18 protein-coding genes and 2 tRNA genes are annotated in these 22,576 nt (G+C 67.4%); 15 read left to right on the top strand and 5 right to left on the bottom strand.

The features are described 5' to 3' along the window. Positions 1-97 precede the first annotated feature (97 nt). A complete protein-coding gene (locus tag BLT68_RS06890; RefSeq protein ID WP_074633388.1) occupies positions 98-1,306 on the top strand; it encodes a variant leucine-rich repeat-containing protein in 1,209 nt (402 codons plus the stop codon). Positions 1,307-1,392: 86 nt separating this feature from the next. Here BLT68_RS06890 and BLT68_RS06885 read toward each other — a convergent pair whose 3' ends face one another. Next, entirely contained in the window at positions 1,393-2,538 is a 1,146-nt protein-coding gene (locus BLT68_RS06885) for an acyl-CoA dehydrogenase family protein (RefSeq protein WP_050695618.1), read from the bottom strand. A gap of 218 nt (positions 2,539-2,756) precedes the next feature. Here BLT68_RS06885 and BLT68_RS06880 point away from each other — a divergent pair, with 218 nt between their 5' ends. After that, positions 2,757-3,371 carry a LytR C-terminal domain-containing protein gene (locus BLT68_RS06880; RefSeq protein WP_173546206.1) on the top strand — a complete coding sequence of 205 codons (615 nt, stop codon included), beginning with the start codon at positions 2,757-2,759 and terminating at the stop codon, positions 3,369-3,371. Positions 3,372-3,405: 34 nt separating this feature from the next. Here the strand turns inward: BLT68_RS06880 and BLT68_RS06875 are convergent, their stop codons facing one another. Both BLT68_RS06875 and BLT68_RS06870 read right to left on the bottom strand, forming a co-directional pair. Continuing rightward, positions 3,406-4,653, bottom strand: a complete 1,248-nt coding sequence (locus BLT68_RS06875; RefSeq protein WP_074633386.1) for an App1 family protein — start codon at positions 4,651-4,653, stop codon at positions 3,406-3,408. 48 nt (positions 4,654-4,701) lie between these two features. Then, positions 4,702-5,916 carry an MFS transporter gene (locus BLT68_RS06870; RefSeq protein ID WP_074633384.1) on the bottom strand — a complete coding sequence of 405 codons (1,215 nt, stop codon included), beginning with the start codon at positions 5,914-5,916 and terminating at the stop codon, positions 4,702-4,704. 204 nt (positions 5,917-6,120) lie between these two features. Between BLT68_RS06870 and BLT68_RS06865 the strand changes: the two genes are divergently transcribed. Then, the gene (locus BLT68_RS06865; RefSeq protein ID WP_198482553.1) at positions 6,121-6,492 is read left to right on the top strand and encodes a hypothetical protein; all 372 of its coding nucleotides are present in this window, start codon (positions 6,121-6,123) and stop codon (positions 6,490-6,492) included. 145 nt (positions 6,493-6,637) lie between these two features. Here the strand turns inward: BLT68_RS06865 and pgm are convergent, their stop codons facing one another. Then, on the bottom strand, positions 6,638-8,314 hold the full coding sequence (gene pgm / locus BLT68_RS06860) for a phosphoglucomutase (alpha-D-glucose-1,6-bisphosphate-dependent) (RefSeq protein ID WP_074633383.1): 1,677 nt from the start codon (positions 8,312-8,314) through the stop codon (positions 6,638-6,640). 247 nt (positions 8,315-8,561) lie between these two features. On the opposite strand from pgm, the gene BLT68_RS06855 reads away from it, so the two are divergent. The 3 genes from BLT68_RS06855 to BLT68_RS06845 all read left to right on the top strand — a co-directional run bounded on the left by BLT68_RS06855 (position 8,562) and on the right by BLT68_RS06845 (position 10,246). Beyond that, positions 8,562-9,902, top strand: coding sequence for an AGE family epimerase/isomerase (locus BLT68_RS06855; protein WP_074633381.1), 1,341 nt, complete (start codon positions 8,562-8,564; stop codon positions 9,900-9,902). Positions 9,903-9,989: 87 nt separating this feature from the next. Then, positions 9,990-10,076, top strand: a tRNA-Ser gene (locus tag BLT68_RS06850). Between the two features lie 80 nt (positions 10,077-10,156). Further along, positions 10,157-10,246 (top strand) — tRNA-Ser (locus BLT68_RS06845). A gap of 120 nt (positions 10,247-10,366) precedes the next feature. On the opposite strand, the gene BLT68_RS06840 is transcribed toward BLT68_RS06845, so the two are convergent. Beyond that, positions 10,367-11,848 (bottom strand): L,D-transpeptidase family protein, encoded by a 1,482-nt coding sequence (locus tag BLT68_RS06840; RefSeq protein WP_074633380.1) that lies wholly within the window; start codon positions 11,846-11,848, stop codon positions 10,367-10,369. 221 nt (positions 11,849-12,069) lie between these two features. Here BLT68_RS06840 and BLT68_RS06835 point away from each other — a divergent pair, with 221 nt between their 5' ends. From BLT68_RS06835 to BLT68_RS06795, 9 genes are all read left to right on the top strand, one after another. After that, positions 12,070-12,495 carry a DUF4418 family protein gene (locus BLT68_RS06835; protein WP_050695625.1) on the top strand — a complete coding sequence of 142 codons (426 nt, stop codon included), beginning with the start codon at positions 12,070-12,072 and terminating at the stop codon, positions 12,493-12,495. Positions 12,496-12,529: 34 nt separating this feature from the next. Further along, positions 12,530-13,384, top strand: coding sequence for a DUF6273 domain-containing protein (locus BLT68_RS06830; protein WP_050695626.1), 855 nt, complete (start codon positions 12,530-12,532; stop codon positions 13,382-13,384). Next, complete coding sequence (locus tag BLT68_RS06825) at positions 13,381-14,568, top strand: FtsX-like permease family protein (RefSeq protein WP_050695627.1); 1,188 nt, start codon at positions 13,381-13,383, stop codon at positions 14,566-14,568. Before BLT68_RS06830 ends, BLT68_RS06825 begins: the two co-directional genes overlap by 4 nt. 28 nt (positions 14,569-14,596) lie before the next feature. Continuing rightward, positions 14,597-15,805, top strand: a complete 1,209-nt coding sequence (locus tag BLT68_RS06820) for an ABC transporter permease (protein ID WP_074633378.1) — start codon at positions 14,597-14,599, stop codon at positions 15,803-15,805. A 1-nt stretch (position 15,806) separates the two neighbouring features. After that, on the top strand, positions 15,807-16,475 hold the full coding sequence (locus BLT68_RS06815) for an ABC transporter ATP-binding protein (protein WP_074633377.1): 669 nt from the start codon (positions 15,807-15,809) through the stop codon (positions 16,473-16,475). A 110-nt stretch (positions 16,476-16,585) separates the two neighbouring features. Then, the gene (locus tag BLT68_RS06810; RefSeq protein ID WP_074633375.1) at positions 16,586-19,459 is read left to right on the top strand and encodes a DNA polymerase III subunit gamma and tau; all 2,874 of its coding nucleotides are present in this window, start codon (positions 16,586-16,588) and stop codon (positions 19,457-19,459) included. A gap of 1 nt (position 19,460) precedes the next feature. Continuing rightward, positions 19,461-20,054, top strand: a complete 594-nt coding sequence (recR, locus tag BLT68_RS06805) for a recombination mediator RecR (protein WP_050695631.1) — start codon at positions 19,461-19,463, stop codon at positions 20,052-20,054. Positions 20,055-20,188: 134 nt separating this feature from the next. Further along, positions 20,189-20,896: a response regulator transcription factor gene (locus tag BLT68_RS06800; protein WP_074633374.1), complete on the top strand. Its 708-nt coding sequence runs from the start codon at positions 20,189-20,191 to the stop codon at positions 20,894-20,896. Continuing rightward, the gene (locus tag BLT68_RS06795) at positions 20,893-22,479 is read left to right on the top strand and encodes a sensor histidine kinase (protein WP_074633372.1); all 1,587 of its coding nucleotides are present in this window, start codon (positions 20,893-20,895) and stop codon (positions 22,477-22,479) included. The genes BLT68_RS06800 and BLT68_RS06795 overlap by 4 nt, the downstream gene beginning before the upstream one ends. The last annotated feature ends 97 nt before the right edge of the window (positions 22,480-22,576 follow it).

Raw genomic sequence — 22,576 nt, 5'->3', positions numbered from 1 at the left:
TTTGCATCGTGGGAATAACAGGAGGTAAGTATTCGCCTGGGGCGCGCGGTCGCGGTATTGTGTAACAACCTCATGACCGTTGAAGTCTGGAGTACTGATGGCAGAAGAGCTGCATTTCGACAACCCTGCGGCGGCAGCCCAGGACCCGTCGACCGACGCTGAGGCGCTGCGCCAATTGGCGTACCGCTATCCCGAGTTGCGCGCAGCCGTCGCCGCGCACCCCCATGCCTATCGCGGGCTGCTCGACTGGCTGCACCAGTTCAACGACCCCCAGGTCAACGCCGCCCTCGAAGCACGCGACGACTATGACGGGTACATCGATTCTGACGGGTACCTCGTCATGCACGGCGACGTGTCCGGAGCCGTCGCGGGCTCCTCGATCCGCACCTCCGAATCCGGCATGTACGTCCTGGGACAGGGGGGCGTGAACTCATACTCCCAGGTCGAACGCACCACGCCGTACTCCGCGGTCGTTGGCTCCAGCGCCCCCGTCCCGCAGGTGGGGGCGCGCGAACAGGTCGTCGCCCAGGTGCAGCGCCAGTCCATCATGGGCGGCAACGCGCCCCGCGAAGCCGACGGGACCGCCGTCTACCCCAGCGCCTCGGCCCCCGCGCGCCCCCAGATGCCGCAGGCCTACCCCGGTGCGGGCGCCTCCTACCAGGTGCAGCCCACGGCCCCGCGGGAAGCAGCCCCGGCCGAGAACACGGGCCATCGCGGCCTCTCCGCCATGAGCATCGTCCTCATCATCCTCGGCATCGTCGCGGCGGTCCTGCTCGGATTCGTCATCTACGTCTTTACCCGCGGATACGAAGGACCCGCCAAGGGGGACAATTCGAGCCAGTCGTCCACGGCCTCCCCCTCGCCGACGCCGACGCCCTCTCCCAGCGCCACCGCGGAGGAAACCGTGAAATACCCGGCTCCGGCCGGGGCGATCACCGTGGACTCCTTCTCGTCCCCGTCCGGGAACATCACCTGCGCCTTCACGGCCGATAGCGTCAGCTGCGGCATCGGCGAGTCCGACTGGGCCGAAGAGGGCTACACCGCGTGCGCGCGCGGCCAGGTCGGCGTTCTTAGCGCCACGAAGGACAAGGCGGAACAGTCCTGCGTGAGCAGGGCCCCCGCCGGCGGTAACGCCCTGGCGTACGGCGCCGCGGCCACCAAGGGCGACTACGCCTGCCACTCCACTCGGGACGGCATCAGCTGTTGGAACACAAAGAGCGGCCAATCCTTCGCGTTGGCTCGCGCCGGCTGGATGACCGGATCAACCGGCGAGATCGGTCCCGAAAAGTTTAGCTGGAACGAATAAGCCACACGGCGTGGGCAGGCCCCGAGGAAGACCTCGAGGCCCGCTTCGCTGTGCCCGGAACCGGGCTCTGCCCTCGCGCGGAACGCCTACCGGGCCGTTTCGATCGGCCCCAGGATCAGGTTCGCCCACGCCGCATGCAGGGATTCTTGGTCCGAGGGCTGGAACAGTCCGGCGAGCGCGTCGCGATACAGGCGCGACAGCTCGTGCGTGTTGTAGTAGGCGCTGCCGCCACACGCGCGCATCGCCTGTTCGACCGCGCGCAGGGTGGCCTCGGCCGCAGCGTTCTTCGCGGCGGACAGCTGCGGCATCCAGGAACGGCCCCGGTCCACCCCTGCGTCAATGTCGCGGGCCAGCTCACGGATCTGCGGGCCGACGGCGTTCATCAGCAGGGCGGCCTCGGCGATGCGCCAACGGATGTCGGGGTCGTTTGAGTACGTCGTCTGGTTCTTCACCGAGCGCCTGCGGGCCACGTGCTCGGCCGCGACCTCGACCGCCCGCTCGCCCACGCCCTGATAGGTGGCGGCCAGCAGGATCTCGAAGTGCGCGAAGATCCCGAAGATAACGGGGTCCGCGCTGGGGCCGGGATCCGTGACCGTGAGGATGCGCTCGGCGGGCACCCTCACACCCTCAAGGAGGGTCGTCATGGACTGCGTGGCGCGCATGCCGAGCGCGTCCCAGTCGTCCTGGATCGAATACCCCGGATCGTCGCGGCGGACGATACCGAAGACGGACTTGGGGCCATCCTCCGTTTCTGCGCGCCCAAAGATAAGCAGGCGCGTCCACACGGGCGCCAGGGAGGTAAAAATCTTGGTGCCCTCGAAGGAGTAGCCACCATCTGTGGGGGTGGCGCGGGTGGTGGACCCGAAGAGAACCAGGTCGTTTCCGGGCTCCGAAATGCCGAAGCCGAAGAGCTCACCGGCTGCCGCGTCACGCAGGATCTGTTCTCCGCGCGGGTTTCCGTGTGCCACCAGGTAGCGCCCCAGGCCGACGATGATCTGGTGCATGTTGATTCCCAGGGCGGTGCCGGGCGCCGCCTTCGCTAAAGCGGTTTGCTCGGCGGCGACCTGTGTGAGGGTCAGCCCCGCACCACCGTACTGGGTGGGGACGAAAGCCGACAGGTAGCCGGCGTCGCGCAGATCCGCGAGGTCCCGTTCGGGGTACGTGTTCGTTGCATCAGATGCTGCTGCGCGCTCGTGGATGCGGGCCAGCAGGTCGGGCGTCAGGAAGCTCATTGTCTGCCTCTTTCGGGTTGGTGGTTGGTGGCGAGGCCGGGGCTGCTTGGCGCACGCACGCGCCGGATGCGTGGCGCGGTGGGTCCATCGAGCAGAGGATCGGCCTCTTGTGAGGGTGTCCTTACTGTAGCGCCGCGGGGGACGGGCGGGCGAGATGTAACACGTGCGACGGGGCTTTGCCTGGCCCCGAACCACCCCGATTAGCTAGGGTGGAGGCTGTGAGTACTCCGAACGCGCCCCGCACTGCCCTCACCCCGCGCCAGCGTTTCCTGCGCGAACGTCAGCAGCGCCAAAACACGACGTTCACCATCATTGGCGGCGTGATGATAGTGGCGGCGTTGCTGGCGGCCCTCGTGTTCACGGGGATCCTGCCGATTCCTTTCGGCAACAGCTTTTCGGAGTACATCAAGTACGCCGAGACGGGCGACATTCCGTGCCCGACGGAGAACTCGAAGCCGGTGGCACCCTCGCAGGTGAGCGTCACGGTGATTAACACGACGCAGCATCCGGGACTGGCCAGCAAGGCCTCGAACATGCTGGAGACCGCCGGATTCCAGACGCAGGAACCTGACAACGCGGACGTCGAATACACGGGCAAGGTGCGTATCACGGCGGGCGCCAGCGCGGTGGATGCCGCATACTCGGTGGCCCGCTTCTTTCCGGGCTCGCACGTGCGCCTGAGCGACGCGACGGATTCAAACGTGAAGGTCGAGCTGGGCACGTTTTACGACGGCGCGATGAGCGCGGAGGACGTACAGCGCGTGCTGAAATCAACCGACACGATCAAACAGCCCGCCAAGTGCCGGCCGATGCCGGGCACACAGCAGAAGTGACGGACGAAGGCACCCCGGCCATCCTCCCGCGCGCTTAGCGCAGCGCGAGCGGCCCGGCCATGTCGCGGCCTCGAATGTTGTGAAGCAGCGCGTCGCCGTCGGATCCGTACCACACGGGCACGCCCTCAGGCACGGTCCACAGCGCGTCGGGGACCATGGCCTCGAAGCTGCCGTGCGCCATGAACTGTTCGATCTCGGACAGGGACCGGATCGCGATGCCGGCGACGTTGCGCGGGAACTCGCGGGCGAACTCCGCATAAATCTCGGGGTCGTGTTGGCCGTCGTCGCCCACCAGGAGCCACCGCATCTGCGGAAACATGCGCGCCAGGCGGCGCAGCTCGCGGCGCTTATGCTCGGGGCCGGAGCGAAACCAACCCGTGTTGGACGGGCCGAAGTCGGTCATGAGGAAACCACCGGCGGGGTAGCCGCTGCGTTCCAGGAATGAACGAACCGTGGGCACCACGTTCCACGCGCCGGTCGACAGGTACATGATGGGCGAGTGGACGCCCGCGGGCACCTCCTCCAACGAGACCGAGGACGTGGTGAGCGTCGTCAGCAGGTGCGCCATGCCGGGGACTGCCTCGCGGGAGGAAACGCGGTCGACGAACGCGTGCTTTGCGGCGGTCACCAGGCGCGGCAGCATGGACACCATGACGGTGTCGTCGATGTCCGAGACGACGCCGAAATGCTCGTGGTCAGAGACGATGCGCACGCACACGCGCGCGGGTCGTCCGGCGCGGATGCGACCCTTGCGGGGGCGCTCGTGCATCGCCGAGGCCGGGGCGGGCAGGGGGGTCGCGGTGCGCAGGGTGGTGGCGAGCTTAGCGGCCGTGTCCTCGGACATCCCCAGGGCGCGCACGTCGCCCGCGTGGAGGACCTGGATGGTGGCGTCGTGCCAGCCGGGTTCCAGGCCGTGCCCCAGTATCGTCATGTCGACGAAGCCGCCCCGGTCCGCGAAGGCGAGCCTGCGCGCGTTCCCGACCGTGACCAGCACGGGCTGACGGGGGACCTGCGCGTTAAAGAACTGGCGCCAGCCGCGCCTATTTTGCAGCCAGGAGCGGCCCTCGTCGCCGCGCGCCATGAGGACGCGGCCGAGGATGCGGGCGCTTCGCTGGGATCCGATTCCACCGAAGCCGACGACACCGGGGTAGTACCAGCCTTTCGACATGGCTGCGACCAGCAAAGTCGATGCAAGCTCGCCCGCGCCGGCCGTGAGGGCCAGTGCGAGCGAGGGAGATTCGTCGTCAATGAGTGGTGGTTGCAAACGCATTAGGCCAATCATAGGTCTTCCCGCCCCCCGGGGTGCAAGAATCGTTGGGGCGGATGCGGGTCAGTCGATCAGCAGGCGTGTCGGGGCGGATTGCGAGCGGCGCAGCGTGGGCAACCCGACCGCCATGAGGACGACCATGGCCCACACGGCTCCCAGCATGCAGTAGAAACCGCCGCGCGAACCGCCTGCGTCGATGGCGGGTCCGGCGAGAGCCGTTCCCAGGGAGACTCCGAGATTGATCGAGGTCGACATCCAGGTCAGCCCCTCGGTGAGCTTCGCCGCCGACACGCACTTTTGGATGATCATGTTGACGTTCGTCATCGTGGGAGCGCAGGTCATTCCGGTCGCCAGGATGATGATCGCCAGCGACCACAGGTTGAAGGCCAGCAGGTAGGTGGTGATTCCCAGCGCCATCGCGACCACGCCGATGGCGAAGAGCTGCCACAGGGGGCGCCGCCACGAGCGTGCGCCATAGACCAGGGCCGCCGCGAGGGAACCGATCGAGAAGACCGCCAGGAGCACGCCCGACAGGGCGGGCACGCCCCGCTCCTCGGTGAAGGCGACCAGGGCGACGTCATTCGCGCCGAAGGTTGTACCCATTCCGATGTACGTGGCGGCCATGACCAGGACGACGGGCTTGCGGATGACGCTCTCGTGATGGACGCGCGGGTCGTGAGGAATGATCGCCGGCTGCGAGTCCCGGCGTGACAGGAACAGGGCGCCGCCGACGGACAGGAAAACGATGGACAGGGCCAGGCCCGTACCCGGATGGATCGTGGTGCCCAGCACTGTGGAGAGCACCGGGCCCAGGATGTACACCAGCTCGTCCACGGCGGATTCGAAGGCGTAGGCGGTCGTCAGCTGTCCGGGCTTGGTCAGGATCGTCGACCACCGGGAGCGCACGAGCGCGCCCGGCGCACCCCACGTGGCCCCCGCGATGGCCGCGGGGACAAAGAGGGTCCATTCGGGGGCGTGCAGGGCGGCGCAGGCCAGGAACGCACACATCGACACGGTGGCGACGGTCCACGCCGGACCCATGACCCGCAGCTGGCCGTACCGGTCCACCAGGCGCGCCAGGATCGGCGCGCAGATGGCCATCACGATGACGTTGATAGCCGAGACGGAACCCGCCAGCGTGTAGTTGCCGTATTCGGAGCGAACAACGAGGATGATCGACAGGCCCACCATCGACATGGGTAGACGCAGAATCAGACCGGCTGCAGAAAACTTCCAGGTGTGCCGGTAGCGCAGGATGTCGCGATAGGTGCCGAGCATCCATCCATTTTATCGCCGGTCGGCGGGCGGGTTGGCCGATCGGGCGTTGTGGTGGTTCCGGCGTTTGAGGGCGGTTTCGGTAAGCGGACGAAAGCTTGGGGCGCGAGCGTCGATTGGTGGACAAATGTGTGCTGGGGACGTGCCCATCCGGTAGTATCGTGCGGAGTATGAGCCAGTATTCACAAAAATTTGATGGGGTGGATCATGAGCGATCTGTCATTTGTCGCGGGGGAGTTCCCCCGCCTCGCGTCGGCCTCCCGAGAAAGCTCCGCGGCGCTGCGCTTCGCGCGCCCGGAGGGAGGGGCAAAGGCCTTTGCCTCCGCAATGCCCGGCACCTCCCTGTCGTCACAGATGCAGGGAGTCGAGGAGAAAAATGCCGATCGGAGCGTGAAGGCCGGGGCAAGCCTGGAGGCGAACGCCGACTCGCTCGATGCGGCTGAGCGCGACTTCAGGGCCGCCGAGGAAGAAAACGGTCGGCTCATCGGCTCCATCATGGACGGGCTCCGCGGCGGGGGCGCCCAGGGGGCTGGCATCGGCGACATCCGCGCTGCGTTGGGTGAAAAGTCCGCGAAATGATGCGTGCGCACCGGTCGGTGCGCACGCCGCCGACCAGGCAGGCGTAGCCCCCCCGGCGGCACCGGAGGCTCCCGTGGGGGCGGACTAACAGACGGGTCGGGGTCGGCGCGACTGCGCCGACCCCGACCCGTCGTCTGTGCAAAGGTTAGCCGCCCAGGGCCTCGGAGACGACCCGTTTGGCGGCCTCCTGGACCTCGGCCAGGTGCTCGGCACCCTTGAAGGACTCGGCGTAGATCTTGTACACGTCCTCGGTGCCCGACGGGCGTGCGGCGAACCACGCGAAATCGGTCGTGACCTTCAAGCCGCCGATCGCGGCGTCGTTTCCGGGCGCGCGCACCAGCTTGGCGACGATGGGGTCGCCCGCCAGCTCGGTCGCGCTCACGTCGTTCGCGGACAGGGCCGCGAGCTTCGCCTTCTCCTCGCGCGAGGCGGCCGCGTCGATGCGCGCGTAGGCGGAGGAGCCAAAACGCTCCACCTGCTCGGCGTGCAGCTGCGACGGGGTTTTCCCGGTCACGGCCAGGATCTCCGAGGCCAGCAGCGCCAGGATGATGCCGTCCTTGTCGGTCGACCACACGGTGCCGTCCTTACGCAGGAAGGACGCGCCCGCGCTCTCCTCGCCGCCGAAGCCGACAGCGCCGGACAGCAGGCCGGGGACGAAGTACTTGAAGCCGACGGGCACCTCGATCAGATGACGGCCCATGGCAGCCACGACGCGATCAATGAGCGCGGAAGACACGAGGGTCTTGCCGACGGCGGCATGTGAACTCCACCCGGGGCGATGCGTGAACAGGTACTCGATGGCGACGGCCAGGAAGTGGTTCGGGTTCATCAGGCCGTCGGGCGTGACGATGCCGTGGCGGTCCGAATCCGCGTCGTTGCCGGTCGCGATGTCGTAGGGTGTGTTGCCGTCCGAATCGGGGGTCATCGCCTGGCGCAGGGACGCCATCGCGTAGGGGGAGGAACAGTCCATGCGGATCTTCCCGTCCCAATCCAGGGTCATGAACGGCCACGCCGGGTCGACCTCGGGGTTGACGACCGTCAGATCCAGGCCGTAGCGCTCGCCGATCGCCGCCCAGTAGTCGATGGACGCGCCGCCCAGCGGGTCGGCTCCGATGCGCACGCCGGCGGCGCGGATCGCATCGATGTCGATGACCTGGTCCAGCTGCGACACGTAGTAGTCCAGGTAGTCGAAGGATTTGACGTTCGGGTCGTGCAGCAGCTCGGAACCGGTGACGCGCGGGACGTTCTTCCACTGCCCGGAGTCCAGCAGTTCGTTGGCGCGCGCTGCGATCCAGCCGGTCGCGTCGGTGTCGGCGGGCCCGCCGTGAGGCGGATTGTACTTGAAGCCGCCGTCTCGCGGGGGGTTGTGGCTGGGGGTGACGACGATGCCGTCAGCCAGGTCGTCCCCGGACGTGCGCAGTGTGCCCGGCGCGCCGTTCGCGCCGAGGATGGCGACGGACACGGCGGGGGTCGGCGTGTAGGAGCCGCGCGAATCGATGCGTGTGTCGATTCCGGCGGCTGCGAGGACTTCCAGGGCGGTGCGCCACGCGGGCTCGCTCAGGGCGTGCGTGTCGCGGCCGATAAACAGGGGGCCGTTGATCCCCTGGGAGGCGCGATACTCGATGATCGCGGCGGTGATGGCGACGATGTGTGCTTCGTTGAACTTGCCGTCCAGCGAGGAGCCGCGGTGACCCGAGGTGCCGAACGCGACGCGTTGGCCCACGTCGGTGGGGTCGGGGGTGATGTCGTAGTAGGCGGAGATTACATCGTCAACGTTGATGAGGTCTTCAGGTAGGGCGCGTGTGCCAGCTCGTTCATGCATAAGCCCAGTGTTACACGTCTCGCTCGTTTGTGTGTAGGGCCGTCCCACGGCGTGAAACGCTCCTGTGCCCTCTCGTGGCTGGTCGGGGATCGACCCGCGCGCAGCCACGGGTGTTGGATGTGGGCGGCGCCCACTTCGTCGGTCAACGACGTGCCCGCGCGTGCCCGTATTCCAAAACGCGAGCTAAGCGACTATCCTGTGAGACGCCGGTCACCGCAGACCGTGACAGTGTCGTCAGGAGGACAACGTGGGATGGTTTGATTCCATCGAACATAATCGCTGGCTCAGCGCACACATGCAGGCGCTCATTGCCGAGGCGGAGGGCGCGATCGTGCCCACCGGCTTCGCGCACTTGGACACGGAAGGGAGAGCGGATCCCACCAGGCCCATCGACCTGGCGGTCACCGGGCGCATGGCTTACGTGTTCTCCCTGGGCGTGCTCATGGGGCTTCCCGGCTCGCGCAGGTACGCCGATCACGCCGTCAACGCCCTGACGAAGTACTTTCCCGACCCGATCCACGGCGGCCAGTGGATCTCCATCAAGCCCGAGGTCGGCGCCGATGGGCACGGGGTCCCCTGGGACGAGGCGGGGCGCGTCAAGTCCCAGTATCACAACGCCTTCGCCATCCTGGGCGCGGCCGCGGCGGCGGTCGCCAACCGCCCGGGCGCCCACGAGCTACTGGGTCGCCTGCTGGAGGAACAGAAGGAACACTGGATCGACGAATACGACCTGCTGCGCGACCAGTACGACGAGGCGTTCACCGAGTGCCCGCCCGTGCGCTCCATGGCGGTTTTGGTCCACACCGCCGAGGCATACATGGCGGCTGCCGAGGCCACCACGGAGCCCGAATGGCTGGACCGCGCCGAGAAGATCGCGAAGTTTACCCACTCGGTGGCCAAGAGGAACAACTGGCGGCTGCCCGAGTACTTCACGCCCGAATGGGAGATTGAGCCTCAGGCGGGCAACCTGCTGACGGACGGCCGCCGCGTCTACACCGGGTACGTGACCGGACGCTCCCTGCAGTGGGCGCGCTTTGCCCTGCAGATTCGCGCGGGGGATCGCTCCACCGGCTGGAAGGTGCCGGAGTACCTGATGGAGATGAGCACCGAGCTCTTCGAACGCGCGCGCTTCGACGGGTGGCGCCGCACCGATGGGTGCCCGGGTTTCGCCACCGGGATCGGCGAGGATGAGAAGCCGATACCCGGCGAGGACGAGCACCAGCAATGGATCGCGTGCGAGGGCATCTGCGCGGCCGTCGCCCTGCGCCGGGCGCTCCTCGACGACGGGGCGGGGCCCGGAGACGTCGAGCACTTCGAGCACTGCTACCGCTCATTCGTCGACTACGTCAACGACTACCTGATCACCCAGCCCGGCCGCTGGATCCGACGCCTCGGTCCGCGCAACGAGGTGGTCACACCCGCCAAATCCTCCCGCTGGGACGTCTACCACGGCGTCCAGGCGATGCTCGCCCTGCGCGTCCCGCTGTGGCCACCGACCGCCTCCGCCCTGTCGCGGGGGCTGCTCGACCACCCCGAAGAACCGGTGCCCGATAAGAAGTCCTGGAACTTCTTTGGCCTGCGGGACTGATGCCGAGGCGATGAGCTGAGAACGGGAATGGAGCGGCGTGCGGAGGGTCGCGCACGCCGCCCCATTCCTGTAGGATGATCCGGGTCGGGAGGGCTGTCTGAGTGGCCGAAAGAGACGGTCTTGAAAACCGTTGTGTCAGCAATGGCACCGGGGGTTCGAATCCCTCGCCCTCCGCCGGGCCGACGGCTTGAGCGGCTGCCGCTTCGGGCGCAATCTCGCGCGTGAGGCAAAAATGTCCTAGAGTAGTCGGCACTGGAGACGTCGCATAGTCCGGTCGAGTGCGCCTCCCTGCTAAGGAGGTAGGGGTGCATAGCCCCTCGCGGGTTCAAATCCCGCCGTCTCCGCCCATCGCCCCGGGACTCCAGCGGAGTCCCGGGGCATTTTCGCGCAATTAATTCCAGCGACAACGAGGCGGGGGCTGGCCCGGAGGAAACCCGGGTGGCCATCCCCCGCCTCGTGGTGGATCAGTAGATCGTCACGTAGGTCCCCGAGGGAATCGTGTCGTGGAACCACTTCGCGTCCTCGTAGCGCAGGCGCACGCACCCGTGGGAGACGTGCCCGCCCAGCGTTCCGTCCATCACCGTGTAGGTCCCCTGGTAGTACAGGACCGAGTGGAACAGGTAGTCGCCCGAGAACTGGGTCCACCAATACGCCGTGTACCCGTGCCCGAATGACGGGCCGCGGCTCTTGATGGTGAAGGTCCCCTTGATCGTGGGGGTTGACGGCTTACCGACCGAGCACGGCATGTCGGTCAGCGGCTGCCAGGAGCCGTCGCCCCAGTAGAACGTCATGCAGTGCGGGGCGCCGGTGTCCACGACCACCAGGTAGTTCGTGGGGCTGTACAACGTTTTCGCATAGTTCCAGTCCGCCTCGAAGTCAGCGCGATCCGTCACCCAGAACCCCTTCCAACGGTCGAAGTAGTTCCACTTGCCGCCGACCATGACCCATCCGCCGGAGACCATCGCGCTGCCGTGGTCGGGGTCCAGGTAGTACCAGCCGCCGCCCCCGTCCTGTATCCACCCGGAGGCCAATGCCCCGGAGGGTAGCAGGTAGTACCAGGAACCGTCGGTGTTGACCCAGCCGGTGGTCATCGCGCCGGTGGGGCCCGCGTAATACCACGTGCCATCCGCGATGAACCAGCCCGTGGCCATCGCCCCGCTGCCCGTCAGGTAGTACCAGGCGCCCGACCAGACCCACTTCGACGCCGCCATCGCGCCCGAGGGCTCGAAGTGGTACCAGGAGGCGCCCTCTTGATACCAGCCGGTGACCATCGCGCCGGTGGGGGAGAAGTAGTACCAGGCGGCGCCAGAGGGGAGCCAGCCGGTGGCCATCGCGCCGCTAGAGTCCAGGTAGTACCAGGAGGCGCCCTCTTGATACCAGCCGGTGCGCACGCCGTTCTCGGTCGACACGTACCACACGCGCTCCGGGCTCTCGTACCAGCCGACCGGGACATACCCGTCGGCGGTGAAGGCGTAGCGGCCCCCATCCACGTTGAACACGCCGTTTTTCATCCATGTGCCGTCCGAGAGCTCGTAGCGCCACCCGGCGGCGTGGCGCACCCACTTCCCGGTGACCGCGGGCGGCGGCTCAGACTCCCCGTTCTGCTCAGATGGGGCAGGGGCCGGGTCGATTGCCTCGTCGCCGGGCTCGGCCGGGGTCTGCGCGCCGGTGTCCCCGGCCTTCGTGGTATCGCCTCGGTCCGGGGTCTGCGCGTCCTGGCCTCGCGGCTCCTCCCGCGCCGGGTCATTGCTCTGCGTCGAGGGGGTGGGCTGGCCGGGCTCGTCGCCGGGGGCCGGGGCGTTCGCCGTGCTCACCGGCGCTTCGCCGGTCGTCGACCCGTCGCCCGGGCTGTGGGCCATCGCGGCCAGGGGGGACAGGCCGATGCATGCGATCACGGCCGCCGATGCGCCGATGCAGCGGAGGAAGGGGATGTGGATCCTGTTCATGATTGCACCTCACTTGGGTGGGATGGGTCAATCTTATGCCTGACGGGGGGCCGTGGGTAGGGGTTTCGCGGATCGCCTCGCATCTCCTTGCGCCCTTTTAGTGACCGCCCCGGATGGGGCCAAAGCGGCGCAGCTCGCGCCATCAAGACCGTTGACACGCCAACAAGGTAAGGCCTATATTACCTTCGTCAAGTTCGTCAATACACGCGCGTTTGTTAGGAATGGTCTCCGTGCCAAAGAAGGACATCATCATACCGCTGGTCCCCGCAGCCCTCAGCGCGCTGCTGCTCGCCGGAAGCGTGTCCGTGTTTGCCGCGTGCGATCAAAAGCCGGATGGAAGCTGGATGCAGTGCCACCACTGCCAAAATACGGTGGCAGCCAGTGCGGGCGGGCTCGCGGTCCTCTTCGGTGCCACGGCGTTTGTCAAGAACCGGTCCCTCAGGGTCGCCATGCAGGCAATCGCGATCATCGGCAGCGTCGTTGTTTTCTTTATTCCCGGCCTCATATGCCCGATGTGCATGATGCAGACCATGCGTTGCTACACGGTCTTCCAGCCTTTCGTGAGGGTCATGTCCGTCTTGACCGCAGGAGCCGGCCTCGCCTCCCTGGTCAGCTCGCTGAGGAAGGCCAAAACTGCCTCAGCCTGAGCCGTCCCCCCAGGTGAGGCCAGGCGGCGCGGTCATGACCCTTCTGCGCAGGAAAACCGTCGTCGTCGCGGCGGTTGTGCTCGTGCTGGCTTTTGCGTTCCTGGTCACCAGCTATCACAGGCGGATGCGCTACCAAGAGGCGATCCGCCTGAGTGAGGCCGGAGAAACAGAGCGGGCCTACGAGATTTTCAGCGCGCTTGGCTACGCTGACTCCTCGGAGCGCGCGCAGGGGCTCGTCGAGGCTGATCCGGCGCTCCCCTACCGATCCGCGGCGAAGGGGGACACCGTTGCCTTCGGGTCCTATGAGCAGGACAATGACACGAGTGATGGGCGAGAACCAATACAGTGGATCGTCCTGGACAAGATCGGCGACCAGCTGCTCCTGCTCAGCGCCGATTGCCTGGAGGGGCGGCAGTACCACCACGTACCGTTTACGAACGTCACGTGGGAGAACAGCGACCTGCGTGCGTGGATGAATGGTTCCTTTTTCGACGAGGCATTCAGCCCCGCCCAGCAGCGCCTTGTTCGCACCGTGCGCAACGAGAATGACGATCAGTCCGTCACCGGAGCGCAGGGGGGTGCGGCCACGGATGATCGCGTGTTTGCGCTCAGCGAGACAGATACCATCATATACTTAAATAACCGGGAGAAACGATCCGATATCGGCGCCGCGCCCGCGACACAATACGCGTTGGCGGGTGCCCTGTCAGTCAACGACGATGGCATGGCGGACTGGTGGCTGCGCTCACCCGGCACCTACGGGTTCGCCGCGCAGTTCGTTAACACCTCGGGCGCTCCGGTTGCCAGCGGGGCAAACGTTGATGCGCGGTACGGGGTGCGCCCCGCGCTGTGGATCACCATCGCCAAGGTCGGCGAGGGCCAGCAATGACGCGCGGGCTCTCGCTGCGTCGCGTTCCGATGAAAAACATCCGAGCGCATCCCATCCGGGCGGGAATCATCCTGATCCTTGCCCTCGCCCAGGCTGCCTGCGTGTTCGGTGGCCTCATTCTGATCGACGGCATGCGGCACGAACTCTTGCTCGCCGAACAAAGGCTTGGCGCCGATGTCGTGGTGTACCCGACGACCTGTTTGAACCAGGTTGAGAAGGAACGCCTGCTGATGCTCGGCACCCCCGTCCAATGCCGCCAGGAGCGATCAACCCTGTCGCGAATGGATGACAACCAGGACATCGAAGCGATTTCCCACCAGCTCTACGTCGCGGACACCCTGCCCAGCGGCGAACCCCTCTGGATCGTCGGCTTCGATCCGGCAACAGACTTTGTTTTGTCTCCCTGGATGAGCCAGAGGGGCACGGAACTGCCCCGGGGCAGCCTGGCTGTCGGCAGCAAGGTCCAGGAGAGCCACAACGGTACGGTCGCCCTCTTTCACAGGCAGCGGCCGATCGCGGCGCACCTGATGGAAACCGGGTCGCAGCTGGATAACGCCGTGTTCGTCAGCATGGACACCCTGAGCGACATCATCCAAGATTCGGTCGATGCGGGGGTGGACACCTACGCCTCCCTCCGCCCGGATCGCGACTATTCGGCGGTCCTCGTCCGGGTCGCCGACAAAGAGAGCGTCCAGAGCGTGACAAACTGGATCAATCTCTACGTGCGGAAAGTAACCGCCGTCAGGAGCGAGGCGGCCCTGGTGGACACCGCATCGAATATCCGATCGCATCGTGGAATCACCGTCGGTGTGCTGGGCGTATCCTGGCTCGTCCTGATGGCGGCGCTCATCGTCGCCCAGTTCACGCTGATGAATGAGCGCCAACGAGAACTGTACGTGTGGCGGTCAATTGGGGCCTCGCGGACAAAGATCAACCGTGTCATGATGCATGAGTCGTTGCTTATCCACTCGGCGGGGGCCTGCGCGGGAGTGCTGAGCGCGGCGGCGCTGCTCCCGCTGCTGGGCGACGCGCCGATCTATGAGGCGCTGACCACTCCTGGCAGGGCCCTTCCCCTGGCCGGCGTCACCATCGCGTTCCTGGTGCTCGCCGGGGTGGCGGGCACCCGGCTGGCACTCGGGCGGCTAAGCCGCGCATCGAAGGCGCACAAGCCGGTGTCGGTATAGGCATCACCGATAGAGGAGGAGTAAGAACATGCTGTCGCTGGCGCGACTGCCGTGGATGAACCTGCGCGGGTACCCCGTGCGGACGGGGACCCTGATAGTGTTCTCCATGCTGGTGACGATGACGATCTTCGGCGGAACCATGATCGTTCAGGGGATCGAGCGGGGACTGAAAACGGTTGAGTCGCGCTTGGGCGCCGACATCATGGTCACGCCGAAAGACGCCGGCGCGGACTTTAACGCGCAGGACTTTCTGGTTCACACGGAACCCTCCTATTTCTACATGGAAGCGAGCATGCGCGAGCGCGTCGCTGCCGTCGAGGGAGTCGAGGCCGCTTCGCCCCAACTATTCCTGGCCTCGGCCCGCGCGAGTTGCTGTTCGGGTCGCTATCAGGTGATCGCCTTTGATCCGAGCAGCGATTTCACCGTCCAACCGTGGATCGCGGACACGGTGGGATCCTCCCAGCTCGGACACATGGAGGCCATTGTCGGCGCCAATGTGACCGTGTACGACACCAGCAACTTCCAACTCTTTGGAAATAGGCTCCGCGTGGTCGGACAGTTCGCTCCGACCGGATCGACGCTCGACAACGCCGTGTACATGAACTTCGATACCGCAAAGACCCTGATCGACTCCTCGCTGAACAAGGGGCTCAATAAGTACACGGATCTGGATAGCGGCAACATCATCTCTTCGGTCATGGTCAAGGTCAAGCCCGGCCACGACATCGAACGAGTGGCCGCTGACATTGAGGAACGCGTGGGCGGGGTCAGCGTGACGACCTCGAAAAACATGGTGAGTGGCATCGCGAAAACCCTCAACGCGACGTCGCGCACGGTCGCGGTGCTCATCGCCGTTGTGTGGATTGTGGGCCTGTGGATGATCACCTTGATCTTTGTCATGATGATCATCGAGAGGAGACGCGAGTTTGCCTCGCTGATCATGGTCGGAGCTCGCCGGTCCCTGGTGTCTGGGATCATCGTCCGCGAGGCGGTCACGGTCAATGCCATCGGCAGCGTGGCGGGCATCATCGTCTCCGGGGTCCTGATTGCTTCCTTCGCCGGCCTGGTCCGCCAGACCATCGGTGTCGGATTCCTCATCCCGTCGATCGCCACGATGGCCCTGCTGGCGCTGGCGTCACTGGTTTCGATGGGTGTCGTCGCACTGACGTCGTCTGCCGTGTCGGTGAGATGCGTGAAGGCGATGGACGCGAGCCTGCTGCTACAGGAAGGGGAATGACATGCTCATTGAGGCAAAGGGGGTCACGAAGGACTTTCCGCGCGCGCGCAGGGGAAACAGGTGTTTCACCGCGGTGCACCCGCTGGACCTTGGGCTGGACGCGAAGCAGCTGACGGTGATCACCGGGCATTCCGGCAGCGGCAAGAGCACGCTGCTCAATATGCTGGCCGGGATGCTCACCCCGACCCGCGGAACCGTCACCGTTGAGGGGGCGGACCTGTACGCGATGCCAGACGGGGAGCTTGCGCGGCTGAGGAATCAGATGATCGGCTTTGTGCCGCAGGGGCACACGGCACTGCGCAGCCTGACCGTATCGGAGAACGTTCTGCTCCCATCCGTGCTGTACAGCACGGGGGATTTGCCGCGGGAGCGAGCCGAAGAACTGCTTGGGACGGTGGGACTGTTAGAGCTGGCTGACGCCAGGCCGAACGAACTCTCGGGGGGCGAGCTGCGCCGCATGGCCATTGCCCGCGCGCTCCTCATGAGCCCCCGCATCGTGCTTGCCGACGAACCGACGGCCGGCCTCGACAGCGACAATGCGACGGTGGTTCTTCGTCTGCTGCGCGAGGTGGCCGACCGGGGGGCGGGCGTCCTGATCGTCACGCACGAACGCGAAGCGCAGGGGTATGCGGATCGCAGCTTCACCATGGAGGATGGGCGCCTCCTATAGGGACCGGTCGGCGCGGCGCCTGCACCGGCGGGGCGCGGCGTGGGGTTTCGTAAGTGTCACCACGGGTGAGGCGGCACGCAAACGGGGACGGCACCCACTACCCTGGAGGGGTGACCACTGCTTTGTATCGCCGGTATCGCCCCGACACCTTCGACCAGGTGATCGGCCAGGAACACGTGACGGAGCCGCTCAAGGCGGCGCTGCAGGCGAATCGTGTGACGCACGCCTACCTGTTCTCGGGTCCGCGCGGGTGCGGCAAGACCACGTCGGCGCGCATTTTGGCGCGCTGCCTGAATTGCGCGCAGGGCCCCACGGACAGGCCCTGCGGCCAGTGCGAATCGTGCCGGGAGCTGGCGACGGGTGGCCCGGGTTCGCTGGACGTGGTGGAAATCGATGCCGCGTCACACGGCGGTGTGGACGATGCGCGCGACCTGCGCGAGCGGGCGACCTTCGCGCCGGTGAGGGACCGCCACAAGATTTTCATCATCGACGAGGCCCACATGGTTACGAACCAGGGGTTCAACGCGTTGCTCAAGCTGGTTGAGGAGCCGCCCGAGCACGTGAAGTTTGTATTCGCCACGACGGAACCGGAGCGCGTGATCGGCACGATTCGATCGCGTACCCATCACTATCCGTTCCGCCTGGTGCCACCGGACGTGTTGGGTCCCTACCTGACCACCCTGTGCCAGGAGGAACGCGTTCGTGTCGGCGAGGGCGTCCTGCCGCTGGTGATGCGCGCGGGCGGGGGCTCGGTGCGCGATACCCTGTCGGTGCTGGATCAGCTGATGGCGGGCGCGGTCGACGGCCAGGTTCCCTATCGGATGGCCGTCGCGCTGCTGGGGTACACGGATTCGGCGCTGCTGGACCAGTCCGTCGACGCCCTGGCCGGTGGGGACGGGGCCGCGGCTTTCCGCGTCGTCGAGCGCATGGTCGAGTCCGGACACGACCCGCGCCGCTTCGTTGAGGACCTGCTGCAGCGCCTGCGCGACCTGCTGATCATCGCCGTCGCCGGCGACGGGGCGCGCGACGTGCTGGCGGACGCCCCCTCGGACCAGTTCGAGCGCATGCAGCGCCAGGCACAGAACTGGGGGCCTCACGGCCTGTCGCGGGCGGCAGACCTGACGGACGAGGCCCTGCGCGCCATGACGGGGGCCACCTCGCCCCGGTTGCAGCTGGAGCTTCTGGTGGGGCGCATCCTCGTGCCGACCCCCGCTCCCGCGCAGGCCCCCGTACCGGGAACGGTCGGGATGACGGGCGGCGGTGCGCCGCGCGAAGCTCACCCTGCGCCGCCCCCAGAATCATCGGGGCGTTTTGGTGCGCGCGAGGCTCGCGAGGCCCTGGCGCGCAAGAAGCAGGAGCGCGCCCAGGAATTGGCCCCCGCGGCGGAGGCAACGATCCCCACAGGCTCCGCGCAGGATGTGTCCGCGCGGGGCGGCGTGCCGGATTGGTCCGCCTCACGCCCGCACCCCCAGGCCCTAGAAGATGCGGCGACGCAGCGGGCATCTCAGGCCTTTGCGCCTGAGACGCCCGCTGGCGCACCGGCCCGGAGCCCCGAGGCGACACCCTCGCGCGGCCAGGAGCACCCCGAGCCTTCCCGCCCCGATGCACCCATTTCTGAGCGCCCCAGCACCCCCGCGGCGCAAACCGCCGGGGGGCGTGACGCCGACATGCTGCGCGGCCGCTGGAACGAGGTCGTGGAGCGCCTGGCGTCCATCAGTCGCGTCACGTGGTCGATGGTCGGAGGCAACGCGCAGCTGGGGGCCGTCGACGGCTCCAGCGTGGTCCTCCTCTTCCCCGTCGAGGCCATGGTCAGCGCTTTCGCGCGAGGGTCGCGCGGCGCCGACGTCGAGAAGGCGATCCGAGAGGTCACCGGCCTGGGCGTGAGCGTTTCCGCCCAGGTGGGCCAGGCGTCGGGCGGCCCGGCGACCACGGGCCCCTCGGCTCAGGCCTCACATTCTGGAGGCGCGGCTCGTCCGTCCCAGCCCGGCGGCTGGGTGTCGGAGCCGCCCCCTTTTGATCAGGCCGCCGCGCAGGCGGCACACCCCGATGAACCCGCGCCGCAGCCCGAATCGTGGCCGTCCCCTGCGCGCGCGCCGCAGCCCGAGCCGAAAGAGACCGCGTGGCCTGAGCCTGCGATGGTGGCACCCATCCGCCACGAGGCGCCGAGCGCCCTAAGCGCCCCGCCGCCCGACCCCCTCGGGGCACGCGGCGATGCTGGGCCCCCCGGGGCCGATGCCCCCACTGCCGCCCTGCCAAAAGAACCCGCCCGGGCGCGCGCAAAAACGCCCGCTCGGGAACCAGGCGCCCAGGAACCGCACGGCGACGCGTCGCGCCCTGATGCGCCCGCGACGCCCCGTAAGCGTTCCTTTACCGTCTTTTGGTACCCGGGCGACCCGGAGCCGGGTGACGCGCCCGCGCAGCCGGGGCCAAAGGCGGAACCGGCCTCGGGTCCGGTCTTTGACGACGCGCCTATCGAAGCCTCGGCCAACGCCCCCGTCGCCCCGACGGGCTGGGGCGATCCGCTCCCCACTGGTGGCGCCTCGGTGTCCTTCGACGAGGGCGCGGGCTCACCCGGGCCGTTAGAAGCTGGCGGAGCCACGGCGACCCCGGTCGTGTCGACCCCGCCATCCGGCCAGGCCCCGGCCTCCGGTCAGGCACCGGCCTGGCTGGCATCAGCCCCGCAGCCGGCGCAGCCGAGCGCCCCGAAGAGGCCCGATGGACCCAGCGAATCGGATCGAGCGGACGAATCACCGGATGCGCCCCTGGCCGGACGGGCCGCAGCGGAGGCGGCCCTGCGCGATGCGGCACAGCGCGACGAGGCACGGCGCGAGACTGCGGGCGACCGCACCCACGCCGCGGACGATGACAGCGCCAGCATCGACGATGACAACATTGAGAACTCGCAGACGATCGGCCTGGCCGCGGTCCTGGAAATCCTGGGCGGACGCGTCATCGAAGAGAAGATGACCGAGGGAGGGTACTGACATGTACGACGGCGCTCTGGCGGACCTGATCGACCAATTCGGCCAGCTGCCCGGCATCGGCCCGAAGTCCGCCCAGCGCATGGCGATGCACGTCCTGGATGCGGAACCCGAAGAGGTCGCGCGCCTGGTGGAGGCGATCAACGCCGTGCGTGGCCGCGTCCGCCACTGCGATGTCTGCGGGAATCTGACGGAAGAGGACCAGTGTTCCATCTGCCGGGACGTTCGGCGCGACCCCGGCGCGATCTGCGTCGTGCAGGAACCGAAGGACATCCAGGCCATCGAGGGCGCGCGCGTGTTCCGGGGGCGCTACCACGTCCTGGGCGGCGTGATCGACCCGATCCACGGGGTGGGCCCGGACCAGCTGAACATCGCGTCCCTCATGAGCCGCCTGGCGGACGGAACGGTCACCGAGGTCATCCTGGCGACAAACCCGAACGTCGAGGGAGAGGCCACGGCCGCCTACCTCGCGCGCATGCTTTCGACAATGGGCGTGGAAACGTCGCGCCTGGCGATGGGCCTGCCGATGGGCGGGGACCTGGAATACGCGGATTCCGTGACGCTGGGGCGCGCCCTGGAGGGGCGACGCCGCCTCTAGCGGGCCCGCTTTGCGATGCCGTGGCGGGGCCGCGCTCCCGATGCGACGCATGACGCCGCGGCGGATGGAGGCCGCCGCCTCAAAGGGTATGCCACAATCGTAACCGCAGTGCCCCGACAGATGAGGAGTCCGTGATGGTGACGCAGGAGAAAAGCGACCTGCCCCGCGTGCTGGTCGTTGACGACGAGGCGATGCTGGCGGATCTACTGTCCCAGGCTCTGCGCCACGAGGGCTGGGAGACGGCGACGGCTACGGACGGGTTGGACGCGCTGTCGAAGGCCGCGAGCTTCCGCCCGAACGTCGTGATCCTCGACGTGCAGATGCCGCGCATGGACGGAATGGAAACCCTGGAGCGTCTGCGCGCTCGTGATCCGCAGCTGCCGGTCCTGTTCCTGACGGCCCGCGACGCGGTCGCGGATCGCGTGTCGGGGCTGCGCGCAGGCGCGGACGACTACGTGACGAAGCCCTTCGACCTGGACGAGGTGGCGGCCCGCGTGCAGGCCCTGTTGCGTCGCGCCGGGTACATCCGGCAGGCGCGTTCCACAGTGCTGACGGTCGCGGATCTGACGCTCAACCTGGAGTCGCACGACGTGAGCCGCGGCGGGAAGAATATCACGCTGACGAACACCGAGTTCGAATTGCTCCGATACCTCATGGAAAACGTTGGGATCGTACTGTCGAAGCAAAAGATTCTGGACGCCGTGTGGAGCTATGACTTCGGCGGCCAGGTCAACGTGGTCGAGCTGTACATTTCGTACCTGCGCAAGAAGGTCGACGCGGGGTGCCCCGCCCTGATTCGCACGGTGCGGGGCGCCGGTTACATCATGAGGGAACCCCAGTGAAGCGCCGTCCCTCCCTGTCCGGGCGCCTCTCCCGCGTGCTCGCAGTGTGCGTCGCCCTGGCACTGGCGGTCATGGTGGCGGCTTCCACGCTGGTGATGCGCTCGTGGATGCTGGCGGACGTGGATTCCGAACTGCACCGCCTGTCGCAGCGCGCCGCCGAGCATCCGGATCTCGAGGACACGGACGATGACGACAAAGACGGCGATGATGACGGTGACCCCGAGGAGCCCGCTCAGTCGGCGGGACGGAACGCTCCTCGCGGCAGACCGATCCTCCCCGGTGGACCCGCGACTCCCCCTGGCCCGGGCTTTGGTGGACCCGGCATCGCGGACGGCACCCTCCAATACGTCAGGGAGGAAGGCAAGGCGGTCGGCGCGATCATCGCGAACTTCACGGTGCACTACCTCGATTCCCAGGCGCTGGCGGTCCTGGCCGATGTGCCCGCGGACGACCGCCCCCACACGGTGCGGTTGAAGGGCTGGGGTACCTTCCGTGTGAGCGCCCGGGTCCGCGATGAAAAGACCGTGCTCGTGGGCCGCCAGATCGACAGCGTGGACGACGTGACCGCGATGCTCGTCGTGGTGGAGCTGGGCCTGTCCCTGTTCGTCGCGCTCGCTGCGGGCTTGATCGGGCGCATGTGGGTGCGCCGCGAGCTGCGCCCCCTTGGCGTGGTGCGCGAGGCGGCCGCGGACATCGCGCGCCGCGACCTGGCTGACGATGCCAGGGATCTGAGTCGCGTCGGTGAGGAGGCGATCAGCGGCCCCGTTGAGGTTGCCGAGGTGGGTGGAGCCTTGAACGCCATGATCGATGCCGTAGAGGACGGCATGGAGCGGCGCGCCCGCAGCGAGGAGAAGCTGCGGCAGTTCGTGGCCGATGCCTCCCACGAGCTGCGCACGCCGCTGGCCTCCGTGCAGGGGTACGCGCAGCTGGCGCGCCGCGATATCGACGAGGCCTCCCGGACGCAGGCGCTCGAACGCATCTCGTCGGAGGGGGCGCGCATGGCGTCCCTGGTGGAGGAGATGCTGATCCTGGCGCGCATGGACGGCGATCGTGCGCTGGCCAGCGACCGTGTTGACGTGGTGCCTCTGATCTTGGATGCCCTGTTAGACGCGCACGTGGTGGCCCCCGACCACGTGTGGGAGCTGGGCGAGGCGGCCGACGCACCGGTGCTGGGAGACGAGGTCGCGCTGCGGCAGATCCTCACGAATCTCCTGGCGAACGCGCGGGTTCACACGCCCGCGGGCACGCGCGTCGTCGTTTCCGTGATCGCGCGCGGCGCGGATAGCGGGGAGAAGCTGCCCGAGTCCGCCGCCTCTCACGCGCGGTCGGGGGAGGCCGCCCCGGCCTCGTCGATGGTCACGATTCGGATCGCGGATGACGGGCCGGGCATTCCGGCTGACATTCGCGAGCGGGTTTTTGATCGTTTCGTGCGCGGAGATTCCTCACGTACGCGCGATGGCCGCGGGTCTTCGGGGCTGGGGATGTCGATCGTCGAGTCGCTGGCGCGCGCCATGGGAGGGTCCGTGCGGCTGGTCGACGCCGATCGGGGGACCGTTATTGACGTGACGTTGCCCGCCGCCTGAGGCGGCCCAGCGGCGTGGGCTTAACACTCGGGCGGGGAATCCCGTCTTGACACCGGTGCGGGGCGTTCTGCCCCCCGCGCAAATCCCACCCGCCCTC

Source organism: Schaalia meyeri, from assembly GCF_900105015.1.
GTDB classification, from domain to species: Bacteria; Actinomycetota; Actinomycetes; order Actinomycetales; family Actinomycetaceae; genus Pauljensenia; species Pauljensenia meyeri.
The sequence above is the reverse complement of the archived record's forward strand: the minus strand, read 5'-3'. Positions and strand labels throughout refer to the sequence as shown.

Bases quoted from the DNA above. Each gene is read 5' to 3' on its own strand.
- BLT68_RS06800 (WP_074633374.1), top strand. From the start codon at position 20,189: ATGGTGACGCAGGAGAAAAGCGACCTGCCCCGCGTGCTGGTCGTTGAC.
- BLT68_RS06870 (WP_074633384.1), bottom strand. From the start codon at position 5,916: ATGCTCGGCACCTATCGCGACATCCTGCGCTACCGGCACACCTGGAAG.
- BLT68_RS06890 (WP_074633388.1), top strand. From the start codon at position 98: ATGGCAGAAGAGCTGCATTTCGACAACCCTGCGGCGGCAGCCCAGGAC.
- BLT68_RS06830 (WP_050695626.1), top strand. From the start codon at position 12,530: ATGACCCTTCTGCGCAGGAAAACCGTCGTCGTCGCGGCGGTTGTGCTC.
- BLT68_RS06820 (WP_074633378.1), top strand. From the start codon at position 14,597: ATGCTGTCGCTGGCGCGACTGCCGTGGATGAACCTGCGCGGGTACCCC.
- BLT68_RS06875 (WP_074633386.1), bottom strand. From the start codon at position 4,653: ATGATTGGCCTAATGCGTTTGCAACCACCACTCATTGACGACGAATCT.
- recR (WP_050695631.1), top strand. From the start codon at position 19,461: ATGTACGACGGCGCTCTGGCGGACCTGATCGACCAATTCGGCCAGCTG.
- BLT68_RS06865 (WP_198482553.1), top strand. From the start codon at position 6,121: ATGAGCGATCTGTCATTTGTCGCGGGGGAGTTCCCCCGCCTCGCGTCG.
- BLT68_RS06815 (WP_074633377.1), top strand. From the start codon at position 15,807: ATGCTCATTGAGGCAAAGGGGGTCACGAAGGACTTTCCGCGCGCGCGC.
- BLT68_RS06840 (WP_074633380.1), bottom strand. From the start codon at position 11,848: ATGAACAGGATCCACATCCCCTTCCTCCGCTGCATCGGCGCATCGGCG.
- BLT68_RS06825 (WP_050695627.1), top strand. From the start codon at position 13,381: ATGACGCGCGGGCTCTCGCTGCGTCGCGTTCCGATGAAAAACATCCGA.
- BLT68_RS06835 (WP_050695625.1), top strand. From the start codon at position 12,070: ATGGTCTCCGTGCCAAAGAAGGACATCATCATACCGCTGGTCCCCGCA.
- BLT68_RS06885 (WP_050695618.1), bottom strand. From the start codon at position 2,538: ATGAGCTTCCTGACGCCCGACCTGCTGGCCCGCATCCACGAGCGCGCA.
- pgm (WP_074633383.1), bottom strand. From the start codon at position 8,314: ATGCATGAACGAGCTGGCACACGCGCCCTACCTGAAGACCTCATCAAC.